This is a genomic window from Rhodoblastus acidophilus (assembly GCF_900187365.1).
GTDB classification, from domain to species: Bacteria; Pseudomonadota; Alphaproteobacteria; order Rhizobiales; family Beijerinckiaceae; genus Rhodoblastus; species Rhodoblastus acidophilus.
In genome coordinates this window covers 384,994-406,323 of record NZ_FYDG01000002.1, presented here as the reverse complement: position 1 = coordinate 406,323, position 21,330 = coordinate 384,994, and the positions used below count along the sequence as shown (strand labels likewise).

The 21,330-nt window shown below is 65.5% G+C and carries 22 protein-coding genes; 12 read left to right on the top strand and 10 right to left on the bottom strand.

Annotated elements, in window-relative coordinates:
• Positions 1-96: 96 nt before the first annotated feature.
• The 5 genes from apaG to CFB24_RS07165 form a co-directional block, all read right to left on the bottom strand.
• Positions 97-489 carry a Co2+/Mg2+ efflux protein ApaG gene (apaG, locus tag CFB24_RS07185; protein WP_088519890.1) on the bottom strand — a complete coding sequence of 131 codons (393 nt, stop codon included), beginning with the start codon at positions 487-489 and terminating at the stop codon, positions 97-99.
• A gap of 52 nt (positions 490-541) precedes the next feature.
• Positions 542-763, bottom strand: coding sequence for a hypothetical protein (locus tag CFB24_RS07180; RefSeq protein WP_088519889.1), 222 nt, complete (start codon positions 761-763; stop codon positions 542-544).
• A 177-nt stretch (positions 764-940) separates the two neighbouring features.
• The gene (locus CFB24_RS07175; protein WP_158255110.1) at positions 941-1,720 is read right to left on the bottom strand and encodes a TadE/TadG family type IV pilus assembly protein; all 780 of its coding nucleotides are present in this window, start codon (positions 1,718-1,720) and stop codon (positions 941-943) included.
• Positions 1,717-2,364, bottom strand: a complete 648-nt coding sequence (locus tag CFB24_RS07170; protein ID WP_088519887.1) for a TadE/TadG family type IV pilus assembly protein — start codon at positions 2,362-2,364, stop codon at positions 1,717-1,719. The genes CFB24_RS07175 and CFB24_RS07170 overlap by 4 nt, the downstream gene beginning before the upstream one ends.
• A gap of 128 nt (positions 2,365-2,492) precedes the next feature.
• On the bottom strand, positions 2,493-2,978 hold the full coding sequence (locus CFB24_RS07165) for a pilus assembly protein N-terminal domain-containing protein (protein ID WP_244593070.1): 486 nt from the start codon (positions 2,976-2,978) through the stop codon (positions 2,493-2,495).
• Positions 2,979-3,308: 330 nt separating this feature from the next.
• On the opposite strand from CFB24_RS07165, the gene CFB24_RS07160 reads away from it, so the two are divergent.
• From CFB24_RS07160 to CFB24_RS07115, 10 genes are all read left to right on the top strand, one after another.
• Positions 3,309-3,473 carry a Flp family type IVb pilin gene (locus CFB24_RS07160; RefSeq protein ID WP_088519886.1) on the top strand — a complete coding sequence of 55 codons (165 nt, stop codon included), beginning with the start codon at positions 3,309-3,311 and terminating at the stop codon, positions 3,471-3,473.
• A gap of 290 nt (positions 3,474-3,763) precedes the next feature.
• Entirely contained in the window at positions 3,764-3,928 is a 165-nt protein-coding gene (locus tag CFB24_RS07155; protein ID WP_088519885.1) for a Flp family type IVb pilin, read from the top strand.
• Positions 3,929-4,040: 112 nt separating this feature from the next.
• Positions 4,041-4,547: an A24 family peptidase gene (locus tag CFB24_RS07150; RefSeq protein WP_088519884.1), complete on the top strand. Its 507-nt coding sequence runs from the start codon at positions 4,041-4,043 to the stop codon at positions 4,545-4,547.
• Between the two features lie 344 nt (positions 4,548-4,891).
• A complete protein-coding gene (cpaB, locus tag CFB24_RS07145; RefSeq protein WP_088519883.1) occupies positions 4,892-5,707 on the top strand; it encodes a Flp pilus assembly protein CpaB in 816 nt (271 codons plus the stop codon).
• A gap of 52 nt (positions 5,708-5,759) precedes the next feature.
• Positions 5,760-7,214, top strand: a complete 1,455-nt coding sequence (locus tag CFB24_RS07140; RefSeq protein ID WP_088519882.1) for a type II and III secretion system protein family protein — start codon at positions 5,760-5,762, stop codon at positions 7,212-7,214.
• Between the two features lie 36 nt (positions 7,215-7,250).
• Positions 7,251-8,000 carry a CpaD family pilus assembly protein gene (locus CFB24_RS07135; protein ID WP_158255112.1) on the top strand — a complete coding sequence of 250 codons (750 nt, stop codon included), beginning with the start codon at positions 7,251-7,253 and terminating at the stop codon, positions 7,998-8,000.
• A 3-nt stretch (positions 8,001-8,003) separates the two neighbouring features.
• Positions 8,004-9,251, top strand: a complete 1,248-nt coding sequence (locus CFB24_RS07130) for a cellulose synthase operon protein YhjQ/BcsQ (protein ID WP_088519880.1) — start codon at positions 8,004-8,006, stop codon at positions 9,249-9,251.
• Positions 9,252-9,321: 70 nt separating this feature from the next.
• A complete protein-coding gene (locus tag CFB24_RS07125) occupies positions 9,322-10,749 on the top strand; it encodes a TadA family conjugal transfer-associated ATPase (protein WP_088519879.1) in 1,428 nt (475 codons plus the stop codon).
• A gap of 12 nt (positions 10,750-10,761) precedes the next feature.
• Positions 10,762-11,736 (top strand): type II secretion system F family protein, encoded by a 975-nt coding sequence (locus CFB24_RS07120; RefSeq protein ID WP_088519878.1) that lies wholly within the window; start codon positions 10,762-10,764, stop codon positions 11,734-11,736.
• Between the two features lie 60 nt (positions 11,737-11,796).
• Positions 11,797-12,777 (top strand): type II secretion system F family protein, encoded by a 981-nt coding sequence (locus tag CFB24_RS07115; RefSeq protein ID WP_088519877.1) that lies wholly within the window; start codon positions 11,797-11,799, stop codon positions 12,775-12,777.
• Between the two features lie 81 nt (positions 12,778-12,858).
• Here the strand turns inward: CFB24_RS07115 and CFB24_RS07110 are convergent, their stop codons facing one another.
• A complete protein-coding gene (locus tag CFB24_RS07110; protein ID WP_244593071.1) occupies positions 12,859-13,677 on the bottom strand; it encodes a tetratricopeptide repeat protein in 819 nt (272 codons plus the stop codon).
• Between the two features lie 128 nt (positions 13,678-13,805).
• Between CFB24_RS07110 and CFB24_RS07105 the strand changes: the two genes are divergently transcribed.
• Together CFB24_RS07105 and CFB24_RS07100 are read left to right on the top strand one after the other, a co-directional pair.
• Complete coding sequence (locus CFB24_RS07105; protein WP_088519875.1) at positions 13,806-15,197, top strand: leucyl aminopeptidase family protein; 1,392 nt, start codon at positions 13,806-13,808, stop codon at positions 15,195-15,197.
• 42 nt (positions 15,198-15,239) lie between these two features.
• Positions 15,240-16,088 carry a C40 family peptidase gene (locus tag CFB24_RS07100; protein ID WP_088519874.1) on the top strand — a complete coding sequence of 283 codons (849 nt, stop codon included), beginning with the start codon at positions 15,240-15,242 and terminating at the stop codon, positions 16,086-16,088.
• 16 nt (positions 16,089-16,104) lie between these two features.
• On the opposite strand, the gene CFB24_RS07095 is transcribed toward CFB24_RS07100, so the two are convergent.
• The 4 genes from CFB24_RS07095 to CFB24_RS07080 all read right to left on the bottom strand — a co-directional run bounded on the left by CFB24_RS07095 (position 16,105) and on the right by CFB24_RS07080 (position 21,322).
• Positions 16,105-17,778 carry a methyl-accepting chemotaxis protein gene (locus tag CFB24_RS07095; protein WP_088519873.1) on the bottom strand — a complete coding sequence of 558 codons (1,674 nt, stop codon included), beginning with the start codon at positions 17,776-17,778 and terminating at the stop codon, positions 16,105-16,107.
• 250 nt (positions 17,779-18,028) lie between these two features.
• Complete coding sequence (locus tag CFB24_RS07090; RefSeq protein ID WP_088519872.1) at positions 18,029-19,009, bottom strand: branched-chain amino acid ABC transporter permease; 981 nt, start codon at positions 19,007-19,009, stop codon at positions 18,029-18,031.
• On the bottom strand, positions 19,006-19,893 hold the full coding sequence (locus tag CFB24_RS07085) for a branched-chain amino acid ABC transporter permease (RefSeq protein ID WP_088519871.1): 888 nt from the start codon (positions 19,891-19,893) through the stop codon (positions 19,006-19,008). Before CFB24_RS07085 ends, CFB24_RS07090 begins: the two co-directional genes overlap by 4 nt.
• A gap of 208 nt (positions 19,894-20,101) precedes the next feature.
• Positions 20,102-21,322 (bottom strand): ABC transporter substrate-binding protein, encoded by a 1,221-nt coding sequence (locus tag CFB24_RS07080; RefSeq protein ID WP_088520118.1) that lies wholly within the window; start codon positions 21,320-21,322, stop codon positions 20,102-20,104.
• Positions 21,323-21,330 lie beyond the last annotated feature (8 nt).

The following is a 21,330-nucleotide window of genomic DNA, read 5'->3' as shown; positions in this document are numbered from 1 at the left end:
GGTTGCGTCCCTGGTGCGCGCGAACACACAGTTTAGGCGCCAGGTTTTGTAAGGCAACCTTGGAGATCGGCGGAGTCGCCAGCCGCCGCCGCGGCGTCAGTTCAGAACGCGCCGCTCGACCGGGCTGTCGAGAGAAAAGGCGGGAATTTCCGCGTCAAAGGCGCAGCCATTGGAGTCGACCATCCGATAGGAGCCCGACATGATGCCGGACGCCGTGGTCAGGGCGCAACCGGACGTATAGCGGAAACTGCCGCCGGGTTCGAGAATCGGCGTCTCGCCGACCACGCCGGGGCCGCGCACCATTTCGACGCGGCCGGAGGCGTCGGTGATCTTCCAGGTGCGGGACACCAGCTGCACCTGGACGGGACCGTGGTTCACGATCTCGATCGTGTAGGTCCAGAAATAGCGCCCCTCCTCCGGCGCGCTGCGTTCGGGCGCGTACAGGGGGAGCGCGATGATTTCGATATTCTGGGTCACGGCGCGGTACATGTGCAAAATCTGCCTCAGGATCGGCGCGCCGTCGAGCCTGTTTTTGCGAAATTCACGCGGCCCGCAGCTTTTGCAGGCGGCGGGCGGTGCAGACGCCGACCAGCACGACGATGCCGCCGGCCTCGTTGGTCACGCGGATCTGCCGCCCCTCGGCGTCGCGCGCCGAAGCGATCGAGGCGATCCGCTCCCAGACGGCGTCGAGGTTGGGTAAACGCAAGGACTCGACGTCGCGGCGGACGCCCTCGGAATCGAGGATTTGAAAATGGTAGAGCATCGGTAAAATCTCTCACCCGTGAAGTGGTGCGGTCGCCGGGGTGATAACAGACGAATGTGACAAATCCATACCAGCCAAGCTGAGAAAAAGGAACACGTATTCACGGCAATATTGATGCGATCCTTGTGAAGATCAAGTTTTTCGCGCCGCCGGGATAAAATTTGGCAAGGTTCAAGCTTACGGTGCGTAATAGTCGACGCCCGAGACGCAGCTTCTATAATTGGCGCTGGAAATCACGCCGCCCGGCGTCCATTTGATCGGCTTGGTCGCGCTGTAGCGCGGGATCATGTAGGTGGTCTGGCTGATGGTGTAGCCGGCGCCGCCATGGGCGTCGGAGCCCCAGTTGAACAGCTTGAAATCGTAGCCGGGCTTGAACTGGTAGGTGACGTCGGCGACGATCACATAATAGGCGGTGCTGTTGGCCGTTCCCGCCGCCACGGCCGCGCCTTGGGCGCCGCCCGGATAATTGCCCACCGGCATGACGCCGGCGCCGTTGACGCCGTTGGCGACCGCCGTCAATCCGGCGACGCCGCAGGCGCGCAGCGTCGGGCTGGCGCCGAAGCCGACGCTCCACATCACCCGCGCCTTGCAGCAGCCGCTGGTGGCGCTGGAGGTGGCGTTGTAGAAAATCACCTCGCTCAGGGTGGCGCTCAGGGTCGTGGCCGCGAAAGGCGTCAGCACCAGTTGCGCGCCGGCGTAGAAATCGGTGAGGTCGGCGTCGACGACGCAAGGGGTGCAATTCGCGGTCGACGGCAATTGCTGCGAGGTGAGATCCGCCAGCGTGCGCGAGGCCGACTGCACCTTGCGGCCGACCTCAAGGCCCTGGCCGAGCACGGCCAAGCCGAAATAGAGCACGAGCATCAGCGGCAGGATGAAGGCGAATTCCACCGCCGCGACGCCGGCGCGGGCGCGCGCGAAAGCGCCAAGGCGCCTGAGCTCGCCAAATCCTTTGGTCATGACGGCTCGTTCCTGAACACGACGACAGAATAGACCTTGTGGACCAGCCCGGAGCCGATTGGATTGTTGATCACCATGCGCGACGGCCGGGCGTAGAGATTGGCGGCCTGGTTGCCGTTGCTTCCGCTGGCCAGCAGAACCGACAGATAGATCGGCATGGCGTAGAACGCCTGGAACACCACGATCGACCCGGGCGCGCCAAGATTGACGTTGGCGGAGGGGTGGGCGATGAAATCGTCGGTGATCGCGCCGGCGAGCGAGGAGAACGCGCCGCCCGCCGCGGTGGCCGAGACGTTGACGCGGATGTTGGCGCATTGGAAATAGCTGGGCAGCGAGCCGCACAGGCTATAGCCGTTGGCGCCCGTCGCCGACCCCGCGCTGAGGAAATCCGCCGTCGTCGGCGTCGTCGAGGCATATTGGTTGACGAGGATCTGCCGCGCCACATTGGCGACGGTCGTGTCGAACACTTCATGGGTGTAAAACACGAAGGCCGTTTCGAAAATCGCGCACAAAAGCCCGAGAAACGGGATCGACACCATGGCGAATTCCAGCGCGGCGACGCCGCGACGGTCGCGGGCCAGGCGCGCCAGCGCCCCGCGACGCTTCGGTTGGGCTTCGGCCGCGGCGTTCCCCTGTGTTGTCAACCGCCGATCCTCGCTACGCGATCACCGGGGAAACGTCGTCAAGCATTCGCCCCGTTTTCAAGAAAAGAGCTTGGCGGAACAACGTTTCCGTTTGGTTACTCAAGCAGATCGAACGCGGCGCGCCGGCGTCATTTGCCGGCGGAAAAGATCGAATGCGCCGAGACGGCGCCGGCGCGGTCGGAGGCCACCGCCTTGCTGTCGGACAATTCGACCGTGGGCAGGCAGTTCGGCGCGCAAATGTAGCTTTCGCGGTTAAGCCCGTTCTGCACCAGCAAATCGGCTTTTTCGGCGCCGACCCGGATGGTCCATTCCCCCAGCATGTTGCCGTCGCCGTCGAGCGCGATCAGATTGGTTTCGCCGAAGCTTTTGCCGGTGATCACGCCCATGCCGCTGTTCTTGAGCATGGTGACGTCGGCGATGCCCGGCTGGCCGATCACCAGCGTCTGCGTCTTGTCGGGGATGCGGGCGATGCGGGCGCGGTCGACCGTGACCGTCACCAGATCGCGCGCGCCGGCGGCGGCCGGCGTGGGAGCCAGCGCGACAAGAGCGGGCGCGGCGAGGCCCATAAGGACGATCGCCCGTCCGACCACCCGCGCGGCTGCGTCAAAAGGCATGTCTGTCTCCAACCCGATAACCTGTTTGGCGTCGATTAAAGCCGAATTTGGTGAATGAAGACTAAATGACCGCTGAGCCTCGTTTTTGCAGGCGAAGCGCGGCGTGTTTGCGAGTTCCGTTCTTGAATTCAACGGCTTCGACGCGCGCTATGACAAATCGTCCTGGATTTGTTAACTGCGCAAATCATCTGTGGGCCTAGTTGACGCAGCGTCATGGCCAATTCCCCAGTCTTGTTAACTCAACGGCAACAGCTTCAACTGTAGCTTCGCCTTGTCAGCACCGGTCCCGAGCAGTTCCTGGGGCTGATACCTTCGAATCAGGAGTAAGTCATGAAGTCGCTTTTCGCTCGTTTCGTGAAGGATGAGTCCGGCGCCACCGCCATCGAATATGGCCTGATCGCCGCCCTCATCTCCGTCGTTGCGATCGCCACCCTGACCACCGTCGGCACCAAGCTGAACGGCAAGTTCGTCGCCATCTCCAACGGCCTGAACTGATCCCCGCTGGCCGCTCTGGCGGCTGGAATTCACGGCCTCCGGCTCTCGCCGGAGGCCTTTTTTGCGTCTGCGCGGGCGCGGTCGACGGCGAAGGCGGGCGGCGCGCGAATTGCGCTGACGTATAGTCATAGAATTGACCAGCGTAATCCAGAGCAAATCTCTACGTAGAGATACGGAAGTGCAAGAAAAATCCGCTCCTTAACTTGGGTGAAATGGGTGGGGGATATGTTGCGCTGGCTGCTGGGTCTCGAAGACCTGACGCCGATCCCGTTCCTACGCAGGAGCCTGTCATGAAGTCGCTGCTCATCCGTTTCCTCAAGGATCAGTCCGGCGCAACGGCCATCGAATATGGTTTGATCGCCGCGTTGATCTCGGTCGCCGCCATCACCACGCTCTCGGCGGTCGGCTCGAAGCTCAACGCCAAATTTCTGGCCATTTCCAACGGCCTCAACTGAGCGCCGTCTCGTCGGCTGTTGCGGGGCGCCGTTGCGGAAATCCGCGCGGGGGTAACGAATGGTTCACTGGCGCCGGCGATGATGCCTGCGCCGACTCGACTCCGGATGCCCCATGCTCGATTCTCTTATCCTCGTCGTCTTCCCCGTCCTGATGGCCTATGCGGCCTTTTCGGATCTGTTCACGATGACGATCGCGAACTGGATCTCGGTCGTCCTGGTCGTCGCCTTCCTGGCGCTTGCGGCGCTGCTCGGCTTGCCGCTGCAGACCATTCTGCTGCATCTGGCCTGCGGCCTGTGCGTGCTCGCGATCACCTTCGCCTTGTTCGCCCTCGGCCAGATCGGCGGGGGCGACGCCAAATTCGCCGCGACCACCGCCGTCTGGCTCGGCTTCGAGCATCTCGCCGAATATGGTCTGATCGCCTCGCTGATCGGCGGCGCGCTCACCCTGGGCATCCTCGCCTTTCGTAAATTGCCGTTGCCGGTCTGGGCGCGCGGCCGCGCCTGGATCGACCGCCTCCATGACGCAAAGGTTGGCGCGCCCTATGGCATCGCGCTGGCGATCACCGGCATCCTGCTTTATCCGGAATCGCAGCTGTTCTTGCGCACGCTCGGCGCCTGATCCAACGCCTGATCTGAGTGAAGGGCCGGTCGGTTTGACCGGCTCTTTTGCGTTGCGGGGGCGCCCATTTGAGGGGAATGCAAACTTTCCTCTAGGGAAGTCGGCCAGGGCTCGCGCACGCGGCGCCCGGCGCCGCGCCAAAGACTTCGCAAGCGTGAACAGGGCCTTGTGAGAGGGGAACTGCGCGCCGCCCGCGCGCGCCGCCCGGTTTGGCGGCGTCGCAGCGGGCCGCTCTTTTACGATGCGTAAGATTGCTCACGATCCATTAACCTTAATTTGACCTTTCGCTGCTTGAATTCATCAAGGCGCTCCAACCGGGGCACATGCTGGATCACTGAAAAGCCATGAAAAAAGCCCGGCTGATTTCTTTGGGATTTGTAGCGGTTTGCGGGTTGACCGCCATTTACCTGGTTTTGGACAAGCCGGAGCCGGCCCCGGCGCCCGCGCCGATCGCGGTCGCGCCGCCGCCGGTCGCCAAGGAACAGATTCTGGTCGCGGCGCATGAGTTGAATTTCGGCTCGGTGATCCAGCCCACCGATGTGGCCTGGCAGGACTGGCCGAAGGATTCGCCGATTCAGGGCGTGATCCGCAAGGCCGAACGCCCCAATGCGGTGGACGAGATCAAGGACTCCGTCGTGCGCGGGTCGTTCCTTACCGGCGAGCCCATGCGCGCCGAACGGCTGTTCAAGGGCGCGTCCTCGGGCTTCCTGTCCGCCGTGCTGGCGCCCGGTTACCGCGCCGTCGCCATCAATATCGAGGGCAGCGGCGCCACCACCGCCGGCAATTTCGTTCTGCCCAACGACCGCGTCGATGTGGTGCACATCTATCGCGACGACGACGCCGCCAAGAGCGGGGCGGGCGACGCCTTCGTCTCGGAAACGCTCGTCACCAATGTGCGCGTGCTCGCGATCGGCCAGAACGCCAACGACAAGGGCGGCCCCCCCACCGCCGGCGGATCGACGGCGACGCTCGAACTCGATCCCCGCCAGGCCGAAACGGTCATTCTCGCGCAGCGCATCGGCCAGTTGTCGCTGATCCTGCGCTCGATGCAGGACAGCGCCAAACAGGCCGGCGGATCGGTTTCCTCCGCCCAGCAGATCCGTGATCGCGGCGTGACCATCGTGCGCGCCGGAATCGCCACCCAGTCTCGCGGCAAATGAGCCGCCCGCTCGCCTTGAGTCTCGCGAGCGCCGCCCCTTGGAGTTGAAGCAAATGCACATGACGCGTCCCTGGCTGATCGCCGGACTGTCGGTTCTGCTCGGCCTGTCCAGCCCTGCGCTCGCGCCGGTGCGCGCCGCGAACATCGGCGATGGCGAGATCGTCAGGTTCACCAGCGATCGCGGCGCGCGCCACGTCAACATGGGCGTCGGCAAGTCGGTCATTCTGGAACTGCCCGTCGAGGCGGGCGAAATTTTCGTCGGCAACCCGGCCGTCGCCAATGCGGTGGTCCGTTCCGCCAAAAAGATTTACGTGATCGGACAATCCGCCGGCCAGACCACGATCTACGCCATGGACAAGCAGGGCCGGCGCATCGCCTCGCTCGAACTGTCGATCGGCCGCGACATCGCCGAATTGCAGGATATTTTGCGCGCCGCCATGCCCAGCAGCAAGGTGGTGGCGCGGACGGTGAACGATTCGATCATCCTGACCGGCGAGGTCGATTCCGCCGCCGACATGCAGACCGCGATGGATGTCGCCAAGGGCTTCGTGCAGAGCGCCAACGGCGGCGGCGGGGCGGGCGGCCAGCAGCTCGGCCAGACCATCAACGCCATGACCATCCGCGGCCGCGACCAGGTGATGATCAAGGTCACCATCGCCGAGGTCCAGCGCACGGTCACCAAGCAGCTCGGCGTCACCGCCTCCACCCTCGCCGGCAACTGGGGCAAGTTCGTGCAGGACAATCCGTTCGCGCTGAACGGCCAGTCCTATAGTTCGGGCGCGCTGACCACCAAGAGCAATTTCGGCGGCGGCAATTCGCTGTCCCAGACGCTGCAGGCGTTCGAGCGCAACGGCGTCGCCCGCGTGCTGGCGGAGCCGACGGTCACCGCCGTCTCCGGCGAAAGCGCGAAATTCACCGTCGGCGGCGAGGTGCCGATCTCCTCGGGCACGACCTGCTCGGGCCAGGGCCAGACCAGCAACTGCCTTGTGAGCGTCACCTACAAGACTTATGGCGTCACGCTCAACTTCACGCCCATCGTCCTGTCCGCCGGCCGCATCTCGCTGCGCCTCGCCACCGAGGTCGCCGAAATCGATCCGTCCACCACGGTCTCGACCGGCACGGTGTCCGCGCCCGGTTTCCGCACCCGCCGGCATGAGACCACGGTGGAATTGCCCACCGGCGGCTCCATCGCCACCGCCGGCCTGATCCAGTCCAACACCAACCAGTCGATCAATGGCGTGCCCGGCGTGATGAACCTGCCGATCCTCGGCTCGCTGTTCCGCTCGCGCGACTACCAGCGCCAGGAAACCGAGCTGATGATCATCGTCACGCCCTATATCGCCAAATCGGTGGGGCCGAACGCCCTGGCCCGGCCGGACGACAATTACGCCGACTCCAACGACCCGCAGGCCTGGCTGCTCGGCCGCGTCAACAAGCTCTATTCGACCACCGACAATCCCGAAGCCGCCAAGCATTTCAGCGGCCGCGTCGGCTTCATCCACGACTGACGCCGCGGGCAAGACATGAAAGCAACGGACCAGACCATGCCGCATTCCCGCTTGATCAAGATCGCGAACTTCTCCCGCGTGAAAACCGCGCTGAGAGCCGCCGCGCTGCTGGCGCTGGCGCCGCTCGCCGCCTGCTCCACCGGCGCCGATCGCGTGGTCGCCGGCTCCGTCCAGAACCAGGACTATCGCGCCCGCCACCCGATCGAGCTGGCCAACAGCCGCGCCACGCTCGATGTGCTGCCGCAAATGCGCGGCGGCGCGCTCGACGAGCGCTCCCGCGCGCAAATCCGCGAATTCGCCCGCGACTACAGCCAGGCCGGCTCCGGCGACATCGCCGTGGCCGTGCCGCAGGGCGGCCCCGGCGCCGCGCAGGCGCGCGCGGCCATTCCCGGCGTGCGCAAGGCGCTGGCCGCCGGCGGCGCGCGCGGCTATGTGGCGGTCTCCTCCTATCCGATCGCCGATCCGAGCGTCGCCGCGCCGCTGCGGCTGTCCTATGCGACCGTGGTGGCGCGCACCCGCACCCGCTGCGGCCAATGGCCCAACGACCTCGCCTCGGGCAGTTCGACCGAAACCTGGGAGAACAAGCCTTATTGGAATTTCGGCTGCGCCAGTCAGCAGATGCTCGCCGCCCAGACGGCGGATCCGCGCGATCTGCTGGGGCCGTCGGCCACCAATCCGCCGGATTCGGCCATGCGCTCGCGCGGCATCGTCGCCATTCGCGACGGCAAGGATCCCGGCACCAACTGGAAAGTCCAGAACAGCAATATCGGCGGCGTAGGGGACTGATCCATGACGGATTCGATTCATCCACACCTGGAGAGCGCGCAATATGCGCAGATCGCGCCCGCGCCGCGCATTTCGCTGCAGGCGTTTTGCGAGACGCATGAGCTGGCGCAGCTGATCGCCGAGGCGGCGATCGACCGGCGGATGGAAAAGGCGCATGTCAAGGTCAACATGGGCGGCGCCAGCGCCGCCGTCGAGGCCTATCGCACCTCTCCGACGCCCAACGTCATCGTGCTCGAAACCAGCGCCTCCCGCGCCGAACTGACCGAGCAGCTCGACGCCCTGGCGGAATTCTGCGACGCCGGCACCAAGGTCATCGTGATCGGCAAGCTCAACGACATCACGCTCTATCGCGAGCTGATCGCGCGCGGGGTGTCCGATTATCTGGTCAAGCCGTTCGGCGTGATGGACTTCATCGCGGCGCTGTCGGCGCAATACCAGCAGGATTCCGACACGCCGCTCGGCCGCGTCATCGCGGTCACCGGCTGCAAGGGCGGCGTCGGCGCCTCCAGCCTCGCCCATAACGTCGCCTGGGCCATTTCGCGCGATCTCGACGCCTCCACGGTGATCGTCGATCTCGACCTGCCGTTCGGCACCGCCGGCCTCGATTTCAACCAGGACCCGCCGCAGGGCGTCGCCGAGGCGGTGTTCGCCCCCGACCGTCTCGACGCCAATCTGGTCGACCGCCTGCTGTCGAAATGCAGCGACAAGCTGTCGATCCTGGCCGCGCCGGCCACGGTCGAGCGCTGCTACGACTTCCAGGAAACCGCCTTCGACGCGCTGCTGGAGATCCTGCGGGCCACCACGCCCTATGTCGTGCTCGATGTGCCGCATCTCTGGACGGCGTGGTCGCGGCGGATGCTGGTTTCGGCCGACGAGGCGCTGCTGGTGGCGGCGCCCGATCTCGCCGGCCTGCGCAACGCCAAGAGCCTGCTCGACACCCTGCGCGCCGCGCGCAAGAACGACCCGGCGCCGCGGCTGGTGCTCAATGGCGTGGGCATGCCCAAGCGCCCGGAAATCGCCATCGCCGATTTCTCCAAGGCGGTGGAGGCCGAGCCGCTGGCGCTGGTGCCATTCGACGCCAAGCTGTTCGGCGCCGCCTCCAACAACGGCCAGATGATCGAGGAACTCGACGAGGGCGAGAAGACCGCCCAGATCTTCAGCGACATCGCCCGCGCGGTCACCGGGCGCGCGCCGATCAAGCGCGAGCGCAAGGGCTTTTTGGAGCCGTTGCTGGCCGCTCTGAAAGGGTGAGAGCGGGGCGTGGTCCCCGCAACGACGTCCTTCGGCATGACGCCGGATTTGAGAGGGAATGTAGACGGAAATGTTTGGAAAGCGTTCCGCCAGCGCCGCCGCGCCACAGGCGAGCCAAGGTCCGTCCTCCACCGTGGTGGAGGCGATCGCCTCGCCTGTCGCGATCACGCCGCAGCCGACTCTCGCGCCCGCGCCCCCGGTTCCCGAAGTCCGCCGCTCCGACGAATATTACATCACCAAGAGCACGATTTTCGGCGCGCTGATCGAAGCCATCGACCTGTCGCAGCTCGCCAAGCTCGACGCCGAGAGCGCGCGCGAGGAAATCCGCGACATCGTCAACGAAATCATCGCCATCAAGAATGTCGTGCTGTCGATCGCCGAGCAGGAGGACCTGCTCGAGGACATCTGCAACGACGTGCTCGGCTATGGCCCGCTGGAGCCGCTGTTGGCGCGCGACGACATCGCCGACATCATGGTCAACGGCGCCAACAAGACGTATATCGAAGTGCAGGGCAAGATTCAGCTGACCAGCGTCCGCTTCCGCGACAATGCGCAATTGATGAACATCTGCCAGCGCATCGTCAGCCAGGTCGGCCGCCGCGTCGACGAGTCCTCGCCGATCTGCGACGCCCGCCTGCTCGACGGCTCCCGCGTCAACGTGATCGGTCCGCCGCTGGCCATCGACGGCCCCGCGCTCACCATTCGTAAATTCAAGAAGGACAAGCTGACGCTCGACCAGCTGATCCGGTTCGGCTCGATTTCGCCGGAGGGCGGCGAGATCCTGAAGATCATCGGCCGCGTCCGCTGCAACGTGCTGATCTCCGGCGGCACCGGCTCCGGCAAGACCACCTTGCTGAACTGCCTGACCAATTACATCGACCATGACGAGCGCGTCATCACCTGCGAGGACGCGGCGGAACTGCAATTGCAGCAGCCCCATGTGGTGCGGCTCGAAACGCGTCCGCCCAATCTGGAGGGGCAGGGCGCCATCACCATGCGCGACCTCGTGAAAAACTGCCTGCGCATGCGTCCCGAACGCATCATCGTCGGCGAAGTGCGCGGACCCGAGGCCTTCGACCTGCTGCAGGCGATGAACACGGGTCACGACGGCTCGATGGGCACGCTGCACGCCAACTCGCCGCGCGAGGCGCTGTCGCGTCTCGAATCCATGATCACCATGGGCGGCTTCGCGCTGCCGGCGCGCACCATCCGCGAGATGATCGTCTCGTCGGTGGACGTGATCGTGCAGGCGGCGCGCCTGCGCGACGGTTCGCGCCGCATCACCCACATCACCGAAGTGATGGGCCTCGAAGGCGAGACCGTCATCACCCAGGACCTGTTCCTCTACGACATCATCGGCGAGGACGCCAACGGCAAGCTCAAGGGGCGGCACCGCTCGACCGGCATCGGGCGCCCGCGCTTCTGGGAGCGCGCCCGCTATTTCAACGAGGAAGCGCGCCTCGCCGCGGCGCTCGACGCGTCCGAATTGCGCGAATAGGAGGCTTGAGACTTGGACTCCAGATCGCTGCTCATCATCGGGCTTTCGCTCGCCGCCGCCTCCGGCGCGGCCTATCTGATCTTTCCCTATCTCAGCGGCGACGTGCGCGGCGAGAAGCGGCAGGCGCATTTGCTGACCCGCGGCCCGGTCGCGCGCGGCGACCGGCAGGTGGACGCCACGGCGCGGCGCAAGCAGGTGGCCGACAGCCTGAAGGAGCTGGAGCAGCGCAACGCCAAGCAGAAGAAACGCTCGCTGGAGACCCGCATCGCCCAGGCCGGCCTGTCGCTGTCGAAACAGGGCTATCTGATCGCCTCGTGCTTCGCCGGCGGCCTCACCGCCTTGCTGATCTTCCTGCTGAGCGGCAACCCGATCTTCGGCGGGGCCGGCCTGGTCATCGGCGGCTTCGGGCTGCCGAGCGTCTGGCTGTCCACCATGACCAAGCGGCGTCTGAAGAAATTCACGCTCGAATTTCCCAACGCCGTCGATGTGATCATTCGCGGCGTCAAGGCGGGCCTGCCGCTGGCCGATTGCCTGCGCATCATCGCTTCCGAGGCGGCCGAGCCGGTGCGCGGCGAGTTCCGCCAGATCATCGAGGCGCAAACCCTGGGCCTGTCGATCTCCGAGGCGGTCGAACGCATGCCCGAGCGCATTCCCACGCCCGAGGCCAATTTCTTCGCCATCGTCATCACCATCCAGCAGAAGGCGGGCGGCAATCTCGGCGAGGCCCTGAGCAATCTGTCGCGCGTGCTGCGCGAGCGCAAGAAGATGGCCGACAAGGTCAAGGCCATGTCGTCGGAAGCGCGCGCCTCGGCCTATATCATCGGCTCCCTGCCGATCGCGGTGGCCTTGCTGGTCTATATCACCAGCCCCGCCTATATCGAGCAGCTCTGGCTCAAGGAGACCGGGCGCGTGGTGCTGTTCGCCTGTTTCTGCATGATGGCCTTCGGCACGTTCGTCATGAACAAGATGATCAGCTTCGACATTTGAGTTTTCGCCGCCGGAAAACCTCGCGCGTTTTTCGGGACTCCGCTCTGAACCGGGACCGTCATGCTCAGCCTGCTCTTTGAAAAACTCGCTGACCCCCGCTCCGTGGTGGCGCTGTTCATCGGCGTCGTCACCGTGGCCAGTCTGCTGGTCATCGCCATGCCCTATCTCGAGGGCGACAATCTCGATGAGCGCATGAAGTCGGTGGCGGTCGAGCGCGAGCGCATCCGGGCGCGCGAGCGCGAGAAGATGATGGCCAAGACTCCAGGCAAGCAGGGGCTGCGCCATTCCTCCAAGACCTATATGAAAGACATTGTCGAGCGCTTCAGCCTGTCGAAATGGCTGGCCACGGAGGAGGCCAAGGCCAGCCTGGCCCGGGCGGGCTTTCGCGGCCCGCAGGCGGAGATCGGCTTCCTGTTCTTCCGCCTGGTGACGCCGATCGGCCTGACGCTGGTCGGCTCGCTCTACGCCTTCGTGGTGCTGCAACTCGACATGGCCTTTCTGCAGAAATTCGCGGTGGTGGTGGGCCTGCTCTATGTGGGCCTGAAGGCGCCGGAAATCTATCTGAGCAACACCATCCAGAAGCGCCAGCATGAAATGCGCCGCGCCTTCCCCGACGCGCTCGACCTGCTGCTGATCTGCGTGGAATCCGGCATGTCGGTCGAACATGGATTTCGCCGGGTCAGCCAGGAAATCGGCGTGCGCTCGATCGCGCTGGCGGAGGAATTCACCCTGACCACGGCGGAATTGTCCTATCTGCCCGACCGCCGCACGGCTTACGACAATTTCTACCAGCGCACCGGCCTCGACGACGTCAAGAACGTCGTGACCTCGCTGGTGCAGGCGGAAAAATACGGCACGCCGCTCGGCGCCGCGCTGCGCACGGTCTCGCAGGAAGCGCGCGACAACCGCATGATGGAGGCCGAGAAAAAGGCCGCGTCGCTGCCGCCCAAGCTGACCGTGCCGATGATCCTGTGCTTCCTGCCGGTGCTGTTCGCCGTGATCATGACGCCCGCCGTGATGCAGGTCACCGGCGCGCAATAGCGGCGCCGGGGTTTTGCGCCCGCAAGAAAAAAGGCGCCGCAGCCCGGGGGCTCGGCGCCTTTTTTTTGTTTTCGCGGCGGCTTACCGCCCGGCGTCGAGGCTGACGCGCTTGGGCCGCGCGCCGGCGCGCGGCGCCTGCAGGTCGCGCCAGCGGTCGCTCGTCGAAATCATCTGGCGGATCGAGGCGACGTTTTCGCGCGCCTGTTGCGGCGACAGGTCGCGCTCCGACACCTGCTCGGCCTCGGCGAACTTGCCCTGCAACGCCAGCACCAGCGCCAGATTCTGGCGCACGCGCATGTCGGCGCGGGGACTGGCCGCCGCCTCGCGCAACACCTGCTCGGCGCGGCGCAGATCGTGCGCCAGCGCATAGGACAGGCCCAGATTCGACAGCACGGAGGGTTCGCCGGGCGAGAGTTTCAGCGCCGTTTCATACTGCGCCTGCGCCTCCTGATGATCGCCCATCTGGTCGGCGATCGAGCCGCGCGTCGAAATCACCGACCAACTGGGATCGTCGGGGGTGTCGGCGTATTCCAGCGCGTTTTTGGCTTCCTGCAGCCGTCCGGCGTCGGCCAGCGCCTTGCCATAGGCGCTGAGCACCTCGCGGTCGCGCGGATATTTGATCGCGGCGTTCTGCAGCACCGCCGCCGCCTGATCGGTCAGGTCGCGGGCGCGCAGCACGCGGGCATAGGCCAGCGCGACCTGCTTGTCGTCGGGATGGGCCTCGTAGCGTTCGCGCAGCCGGTCGGAATAGCGGCGCAGATCTTCGGGCGAATTCGAGGCCGGAGCGGAGGGCGCGCCGATCGAGCCGGTGACGTCGTCCATGCTCACGGTCTTGCAGCCGCCAAGTCCGATCAGGGCGCAGAGCGCGGCGCTTGCGAGAAGGCGCTTACGTATTGGCACGGATCGATCCCTTCAAATTCGGACTTTGATCGTAACGAATAATTCGTTAACCCTAACGCAATGTTAACGGCGGTTCGCCGCGGCGTTCAGCCAACGCGGACGCCGCCGCCCCCCTCAGGAATTCACCGATGCCCGATCTGCCCGAACTGAAATTCGCCGACGACGGCGAAGCCATCCCCGTCTGGTGCGCGCCCGTCGCCGCGATCAAGGCGGCGCTGGACGGCGCGGCGCACGCGCTGCCGGCGGAGGCGCTGTCTCTGGCCAAGGCCAGCGGGTTCGCGCCGGGCGCCGGCAAATCTTTGGCCTTCGTCCAGGCGGGCGGGGCGCCGGGCGTGCTGTTCTGCCTCGACGAGGACGGCGACGTCTTCCAGTTCGGCGCGCTCGCCGGCCTGCCCGAGGGCGTCTATCGTCTGGCGGAGGCGCCGGAACATCCCGATGTCGCCGGCCTGGGCTTCCTGCTCGGCGCCTATCGCTTCACCCGCTACAAGGCCGCCAAGCCCGGCGCGCGGCTGATCGCGCCGCAGGGCGCCGACCGCGCCGAGGTCGAGACTGTGGCCTCGGCGGTCGCGCTCGCCCGCGATCTCATCAACACGCCCGCCAACGATCTCGGCCCTGACGAGCTGGAAGGATTCGCGCGCGCCCTGGCGGAAAAGTTCGGCGCGGCGGTGCGGGTGATTCAGGGCGCGGAACTGGAGCGCGAGTGCCCGCTGATTCACGCGGTCGGCAAAGGTTCGCCGCGCGTGCCGCGTCTGGTCGAACTGCGCTGGAAGCCGGAGCGGGCTAAAAAACTCGCGCTGGTCGGCAAGGGCGTGTGCTTCGATTCCGGCGGCCTCAACATCAAGCCCGACAGCGCCATGGCGCTGATGAAGAAGGACATGGGCGGCGCGGCGGCGGCGCTGGCGGCCAGCGCCATGATCATGGCCGGAGATCTCGATCTGAGCTTGCGGCTGCTGCTGCCGATTGTGGAAAATTCCGTGTCGGGCGAGGCGTTCCGGCCGGGCGACGTCTATCGCAGCCGCAAGGGGCTGACGGTGGAGATTGGCAACACCGACGCCGAGGGGCGGTTGATCCTCGCCGACGCCTTGGCGCTGGCGGATGAGGAGGCGCCCGACCTGCTGGTGGATTTCGCCACGCTGACCGGGGCGGCGCGCGTCGCGCTGGGGCCGGATTTGCCGCCGTTCTACACCGATGACGACAAACTGGCCGAGATGATTGCGCGAAATGGTTTCGCCTGCAACGATCCGGTCTGGCGGCTGCCGCTGTGGAAGGCCTATGAGCCGAAACTCGACAGCAAGATCGCCGATCTCAACAACGCCCCGGCGGGCGGCATGGCCGGCTCGATCATGGCGGCGCTGTTTCTCAAACGCTTCGTCACGCCGGGACGGGCCTGGGCGCATTTCGACATTTACGGCTGGACGCCCGCGGCCAAACCCGGACGTCCCGAGGGCGGGGAGGCGCAGGCGGCGCGGCTCATCTACAATCTCGCGCGCGAAAAATTCAACGTCGCAAAGCTTTCGTAACCTCGCTTCCCTAATATAGGGAAAGGAAACAAGAGCAAAAAATTGAATTACGACCCGCGACTGACGCCCGCGCGCCCCGATCTGGCCGCCGAACATCTCAAGGACGTGGTACAGGCGGACGCCTATGCGCCGGGCCGGCGCATGCAGGTGATCAGCGCCTTCGCCGACGTGAAGCGCGCGCCGGACGAGAATGCGCCGACCGACACCCAGGCCTTGTTCGGCGAAACGCTGATCGTCTATGAGGAGAAGAACGGCTGGTGCTGGGCGCAGCTCGATCGCGACCGCTATGTCGGCTATATCGAGGCGGCCGCGCTGTCGGAACGGACGCGGAAACCCAACTATCGCGTGCGCGTGCGCCACACCATGGTCTATTCCCGGCCCGACATCAAATCGGCGCCGCTGGACGCGCTGCCGTTCGGCGCCGAGGTTCATGTCGTCGCCGCCAGCGCCGAATTTTGCGAACTGGCCGACGGCGGCCATGTGTTCAGCCGCCATCTCGCGCCGAGCGCCCGGCCTTTGAGCGATTTCGTCGGGCTGGCCGAGATGTTCCTGCACACGCCCTACCTGTGGGGCGGCAAGACCGACATGGGCATCGACTGTTCCGGCCTGGTGCAGGTGACGCTCAACGCCATCGGCGTGGCGGCGCCGCGCGACACCGACCTGATGGAGGCCACGCTCGGCCGTCCCGCCGACGTCGACGACCGCATGCGGGGCTTGCGGCGCGGCGACCTGATCTTTTGGCGCGGCCATGTCGCGCTGATGGTGGACGAGCACAACATCATCCACGCCAACGGCCATTCGATGACGGTGACGGTCGAGCCGCTGCAGATCGCCCGCGACCGCATCCGGTCGAAGAATTTCTCCGAGGTGACGGCGGTGCGGCGGGTTTAGGCCCCGCCGTCAGTCATCAGGCCGCGAGCACCGTCTTCAGAAACTTGTCGAGCGCCCCGTTCAGTTCCTCGTTGCGCAGAGACAGCGTCTTGGCCGCATTGCGGACGCTGGCCGAGGCGTCGCGGGATTGGCGCGCATGTTCGGCCACGGTCGCGATGGCGTGGGAGACGGTGTCGGCGCCGCGCGCCGCCGCGGTCACGCTCGACGCGATGTTTTGCGAGGCGACGCCTTGCTGCTGGACGGCGGACGAAATCGACCCGCAACATCCGTTGAGATCGTGGATCAGCGCATTGATCGCCTCGATGGCCTGAACCGAATCTCCCGTCGAATCCTGAATGTCCCGGACCTGCTGGGTGATCTCGCTGGTCGCCTTGGCGGTCTGCCCGGCGAGGGTTTTGACTTCCTGCGCCACCACGGCGAATCCCTTGCCGGCCTCGCCGGCGCGCGCGGCCTCGATCGTCGCGTTGAGCGCGAGCAGATTGGTCTGCTCGGCGATGGTGGCGATCAGGTCGACGATCGCGCCGATCCTGTTGGCGGATTCGGCGAGCCGCCGCACCTTGGCCGACGTGTCGGAGGCGTTGGCTTCCGCCTGTCCCGCCATCCGGGCGGAATCGGCGGCGCCGCGGCCGATCTCGCCGACCGAGGCGCTCAATTGTCCCGTGGCGTCCGCCACCGTCCGCACATGGCTCGACGTGTGGTCGGACGCGGCCGCCACCTCCGCGATCTGGCTCGAGGTTTCGTCGGCCGACCGGGTCATGGTTTCGGAACAGCTGCGCAGCTCCCCGGCGGCGTGGGCGACGTCGGCGATGACGCCGCTGACCGACGACTGGAATTCATGCACGATTTCCGCGATGACTTGCTGGCGATGCGCCGCGCGTTCGTCGTCGGCGCGGGCCTGAAGCACGCGCAGATCTTCGGCTTCCCGCAACTTGTGCTGGAAGCGGCGGGTCGTTTCCCACAGGTCGCCGATCTCGCCGCCCATGACGTTTCCGGGCACTTCGACCGACAAATTCCCGATCGCCATCGACTGAAGCACATTGGTCACCTGCTTCAGCGGATGGGCGATCTTGGCGGCGCCGAACCACAAAGCCGCGGCGACGCCGACGATCAGCATCGCCACCGACGACGCGATCAGCACCACCGTGGTCATTTGCGAAAAATGCTGCTTTTCCGCGCGTAAAATCGCCAATTGGCGGGTCACGGCGTCGACGTTGTCGGACAGCGTCTTTTGCAGCGCCAGCCTCTGTTCGCGCACCTCCGGCGCCTTGAGCGCGTTCATGCCTTCCTCGGCCCCCGATTGCGCCGCGAGATCCTGTAAAGCGAGGCGCTGTCGGATGAAATTGCCGGCTTCGGCGCGAAACGCGTCGAATTTCGCGGTTTCCTCGGGCGGGATCAGGCGGCTCCAATCGGCGACCGAGGCTTCCAGCGCCTTGATGTTGCGCCCCATTTCCTTGCGGTAGTCGTCGCGCTCGGCCGGGGTGCGGGCGATGATCGCGCCGCGGTTGGACCCGGTGACCGCCGCGATGGAGCCGTTGATCTGTTCGGCGTGGAACGCCCGTTGCGCCAGGGCGTCGAGTTCATCGGCATAGGCGCTCTGCTTCTGCAGCGCATAGACGCCAAGACCGGCGGACGCGCCGACCGCCAGCCCCAGCATCAGCACCAGAATTAAAATTCGACCTTTGACGGTCATCGAACATCCTCGCGCAATGATTGAAGATAATGTCGATCACGCTTTTAAATTGCATTGGATATGAACTGTTTAATGCAGTCGCGCGCCTTTTCGCCCGCGCGACGTCCAAGCGCCGGCGCCGGCGGGCCTGCGGCGCGGCCATGTGCGGTAAAACAATATAAAACAGGGTGTTATCGGTTGTTCGTCCGCGTCTATTCCATTTTCGCAACCCAGCCGGCCAAATAGGGCATGGGTCGAAATCGCGCGGCCGTCAAAGCGTCCGCCGCGCCCGCGCCGCCAGTTCCCCGATCAGCCCGCGCCGGAACGCCAGCACGCAGATCACGAAAATCGCGCCCTGGATCACCGTCATCCATTGCGAAAAATTCGGGCCGCCGATGCGGTTCAGCACTTCGGGAATCGCCATCACGAAGATCGCGCCGATCACCGGGCCGGTCATGGTTCCCATGCCGCCGAGCAGGACCATCAGGATCACTTCGCCCGACATGGTCCAGTGCATGTCGGTGAGGGTGGCGCTTTGCGTCACCAGCGCCTTGGCGCCACCGGCGAGGCCGGCGAGCGCCGCCGACAGGCCGAAAGCGACGCGCTTGTAGGCGTCGACGCTATAGCCGAGCGAAATCGCGCGGGACTCGTTCTCGCGGATCGCCTTGAGCGCCGCGCCGAACGGCGAATGCACGATGCGGTGGATCGCCAGCAGGCCGGCGAGGAAAAGCGCGAGGACGAAATAGTACATCGCGCGGTCGTCGCTCAGCGGCAGCAGCCCCAGCAACTTGCCGCGGGGGACGCCCTGAATCCCGTCCTCGCCATGGGTGAGCGGGGCTTGCAGGGCGAGAAAATAGCCCATTTGCGCCAAAGCGAGGGTGATCATGGAGAAATAGATGCCCTGCCGCCGGATCGACAGCGCGCCGACGCCCAGGCCCAGCGCGCCCGCGAAGGCGGTGGCCGCGATCAGCGCCAGTTCGGGCGGCCAGGCCCAGACTTTGGCGGCTTGCGCGGCGACATAGGCGGCGCCGCCGAAAAACAGCGCATGGCCGAACGACAGCAGCCCGGAATAGCCGACCAGCAGGTTGAAGGCCGCCGCGAACAGCGCGAAGCACAACGCCGTCGCCAGAAAGAACGGATAGATCGCCAGCGGCGCGACGGCCAGCAGCGCCGCGAGCACCGCGAAAGCGAGAAATTCCGCCGGTTTGGGCCGGGCCGCCGTGGGCTGCGAGGAGGGAAGCGCGTGGGTCAAATTTTCTTTCCGAACAATCCCGCCGGCTTCACCAGCAGCACGGCGACCATGATGACGAAGACGACGACATTGGCCGCCTGCGGGTAAAACACTTTGGTCAGGCCCTCGACCAGGCCGAGCAGGAAGCCCGCGCCGATGGCGCCGAGGATCGAGCCCATGCCGCCGATCACCACCACGGCGAAGACGACGATGATGAAATCGGCCCCCATCAGCGGGCGCACCTGATAGATCGGCGCCGCCAGCACCCCCGCGAGCGCGGCCAACCCCACCCCGAAGCCGTAGGTCAGCGTGATCAGGCGCGGCACGTTGAGGCCGAAGGCGCGCGTCAGTTCGGGGTTCTCGGTGCAGGCGCGCAGGATGGCGCCGAGCCGCGTCTTCTCGATCATGAACCAGGTGAACAGGCAGACCGCCAGCGAGAAGACGACGACCCAGGCGCGATAGGCCGGCAGGTACATGAAGCCGAGATTAAAGCCGCCTTTCAGCAGGTCGGGCGGCGGGTACGGCTGGCCCGAGGCGCCGAACAGGTTCTGGAACACGCCCTGGATGATCAGGGCGAGGCCGAAAGTGAGCAGCAGGCCGTAAATGTGATCGAGGCCGGCGAGGCGCTTCATCATGGTGCGTTCGAGCGCCATGCCGAGCAGCGCCACGCCGACCGGCGCCAGGACCAGCGCCGGCCAATAACCGATGTGGAACGTGTTGAGCAGGAACCAGGCCACGAAGGCGCCGACCATGTAGAGGGCGCCATGGGCGAAATTGACGATGTTCAGCATGCCGAAAATCACGGCGAGGCCCAGGCTTAACATGGCGTAAAACGCGCCATTGATCAGGCCGAGCAGGAGTTGGCCGAAAAGGGCTTGAGTCGAGATGCCGAGCAGCGGGATCATGTTGGACGCCCAGTGACGGCGCCTCTCCCTCTCCCCGCGCGCGGGGAGAGGGCAGGGGTGAGGGGGGCCTGCGAATTAAAGAGCATTTGTTCAGGAGACCGCGACCCGCGCGGCGGACAAGTCAAGGCCAATCCGAGAGTCCCCCTCACCCTAACCCTCTCCCCGTAAACGGGGAGAGGGGATTGGGCGTCGCGCTTCACCAAGTTCGTCACTTCTTCACCAGCGGGCATTCGCTTTGCGACAGCGGGCGGAACGCCTCCTCGGCGGGGATGGTGGCGACCACCTTGGCGTAATCCCAGGGATATTTGGATTCCGCCGGGGTCTTCACCTGCAGCAGATAGGCCGGGTGGATCTTGCGGCCGTCCTCGCGAATGGACCCCTTGCCGAACGCGTCGTCGTCGGTCGGCAGCGCCTTCATCTTCGCCACCACCGCCGCGCCGTCGGCGGGCGAACCCAGCGCGTCCACGGCTTTCAGATAATGCAGCGTCGCCGAATAGACGCCCGCCTGCACCATGGTCGGCTTGGCCGCGTTGCGGGACTTTTTCGAGAATTTTTCCGCGAAGGCGCGCGCGCCGTCGTTGAGGTCCCAGTAATAGGTGGCGGTGAATTCGAGGCCCTGCGCCACGGTGAGGCCGATCGAATGGATGTCGGACAGGAAGATCAGCAGCGCCGCCAGTTTCTGGCCGCTATGGGTGACGCCGAACTCCGCCGCCTGCTTGATGGCGTTGGCGGAATCGGCGCCGGCGTTGGCGAGGCCGATCACCTTGGCCTTGGACGATTGCGCCTGCAGCAGTTGCGAGGAGAAATCGGCGTTGTTGAGCGGCGCCATCACATCGCCCAGCACCTGCCCGCCATTGGCCTTGACCACCGCCGAGGTGTCGCGCTCCAGCGCCTTGCCAAACGCATAGTCGGCGGTGATGAAATACCAACTGTCCCCGCCCGCTTTGGTCAGCGCCTTGCCGGTGCCGTTGGCCAGCGCATAGGTGTCGTAGGTCCAGTGGATCTGGTTGGGCGTGCAGGCTTTTCCCGTCAGATCGGAGGTCGCCGCGCCGGAGTTGAGAAAAACCTTGTTCTTGTCCTTGACGATCTGGCTGACCGCCAGCGCCACCCCGGAATTCAGCGTGTCCACGATCACGTCGGCCTTGCCCTGGTCGAACCATTCGCGGGCGAGGCTGGCGCCGACATCGACCTTGTTGAGATGGTCGGCGTAAATCAGCTCGACTTTCCAGCCTTTTGCGGCCAGGCCGGATTCGTCGATCGCCAGTTGCGCCGCAAGTTGCGAGCCGACGCCGCCGACATCGGCATAGGGGCCGGACCCGTCGGTGAGCACGCCGACCTTGACCACCTTGTCGGCGGCGAAAGCGGCGCCCGCGAAGGCGGCGCTCGCCAGACACGTCAGCGCGACGCCGAGCGAAATCGCTTGTTTCATCAACGGTC

What these genes read in the sequence shown, in the direction of transcription:
- apaG (WP_088519890.1), bottom strand. Translation starts at nt 489, where the DNA reads ATGTACCGCGCCGTGACCCAGAATATCGAAATCATCGCGCTCCCCCTG.
- CFB24_RS07180 (WP_088519889.1), bottom strand. Translation starts at nt 763, where the DNA reads ATGCTCTACCATTTTCAAATCCTCGATTCCGAGGGCGTCCGCCGCGAC.
- CFB24_RS07175 (WP_158255110.1), bottom strand. Translation starts at nt 1,720, where the DNA reads ATGACCAAAGGATTTGGCGAGCTCAGGCGCCTTGGCGCTTTCGCGCGC.
- CFB24_RS07165 (WP_244593070.1), bottom strand. Translation starts at nt 2,978, where the DNA reads ATGCCTTTTGACGCAGCCGCGCGGGTGGTCGGACGGGCGATCGTCCTT.
- CFB24_RS07160 (WP_088519886.1), top strand. Translation starts at nt 3,309, where the DNA reads ATGAAGTCGCTTTTCGCTCGTTTCGTGAAGGATGAGTCCGGCGCCACC.
- CFB24_RS07155 (WP_088519885.1), top strand. Translation starts at nt 3,764, where the DNA reads ATGAAGTCGCTGCTCATCCGTTTCCTCAAGGATCAGTCCGGCGCAACG.
- CFB24_RS07150 (WP_088519884.1), top strand. Translation starts at nt 4,041, where the DNA reads ATGCTCGATTCTCTTATCCTCGTCGTCTTCCCCGTCCTGATGGCCTAT.
- cpaB (WP_088519883.1), top strand. Translation starts at nt 4,892, where the DNA reads ATGAAAAAAGCCCGGCTGATTTCTTTGGGATTTGTAGCGGTTTGCGGG.
- CFB24_RS07140 (WP_088519882.1), top strand. Translation starts at nt 5,760, where the DNA reads ATGCACATGACGCGTCCCTGGCTGATCGCCGGACTGTCGGTTCTGCTC.
- CFB24_RS07135 (WP_158255112.1), top strand. Translation starts at nt 7,251, where the DNA reads ATGCCGCATTCCCGCTTGATCAAGATCGCGAACTTCTCCCGCGTGAAA.
- CFB24_RS07130 (WP_088519880.1), top strand. Translation starts at nt 8,004, where the DNA reads ATGACGGATTCGATTCATCCACACCTGGAGAGCGCGCAATATGCGCAG.
- CFB24_RS07125 (WP_088519879.1), top strand. Translation starts at nt 9,322, where the DNA reads ATGTTTGGAAAGCGTTCCGCCAGCGCCGCCGCGCCACAGGCGAGCCAA.
- CFB24_RS07115 (WP_088519877.1), top strand. Translation starts at nt 11,797, where the DNA reads ATGCTCAGCCTGCTCTTTGAAAAACTCGCTGACCCCCGCTCCGTGGTG.
- CFB24_RS07105 (WP_088519875.1), top strand. Translation starts at nt 13,806, where the DNA reads ATGCCCGATCTGCCCGAACTGAAATTCGCCGACGACGGCGAAGCCATC.
- CFB24_RS07095 (WP_088519873.1), bottom strand. Translation starts at nt 17,778, where the DNA reads ATGACCGTCAAAGGTCGAATTTTAATTCTGGTGCTGATGCTGGGGCTG.
- CFB24_RS07085 (WP_088519871.1), bottom strand. Translation starts at nt 19,893, where the DNA reads ATGATCCCGCTGCTCGGCATCTCGACTCAAGCCCTTTTCGGCCAACTC.
- CFB24_RS07080 (WP_088520118.1), bottom strand. Translation starts at nt 21,322, where the DNA reads ATGAAACAAGCGATTTCGCTCGGCGTCGCGCTGACGTGTCTGGCGAGC.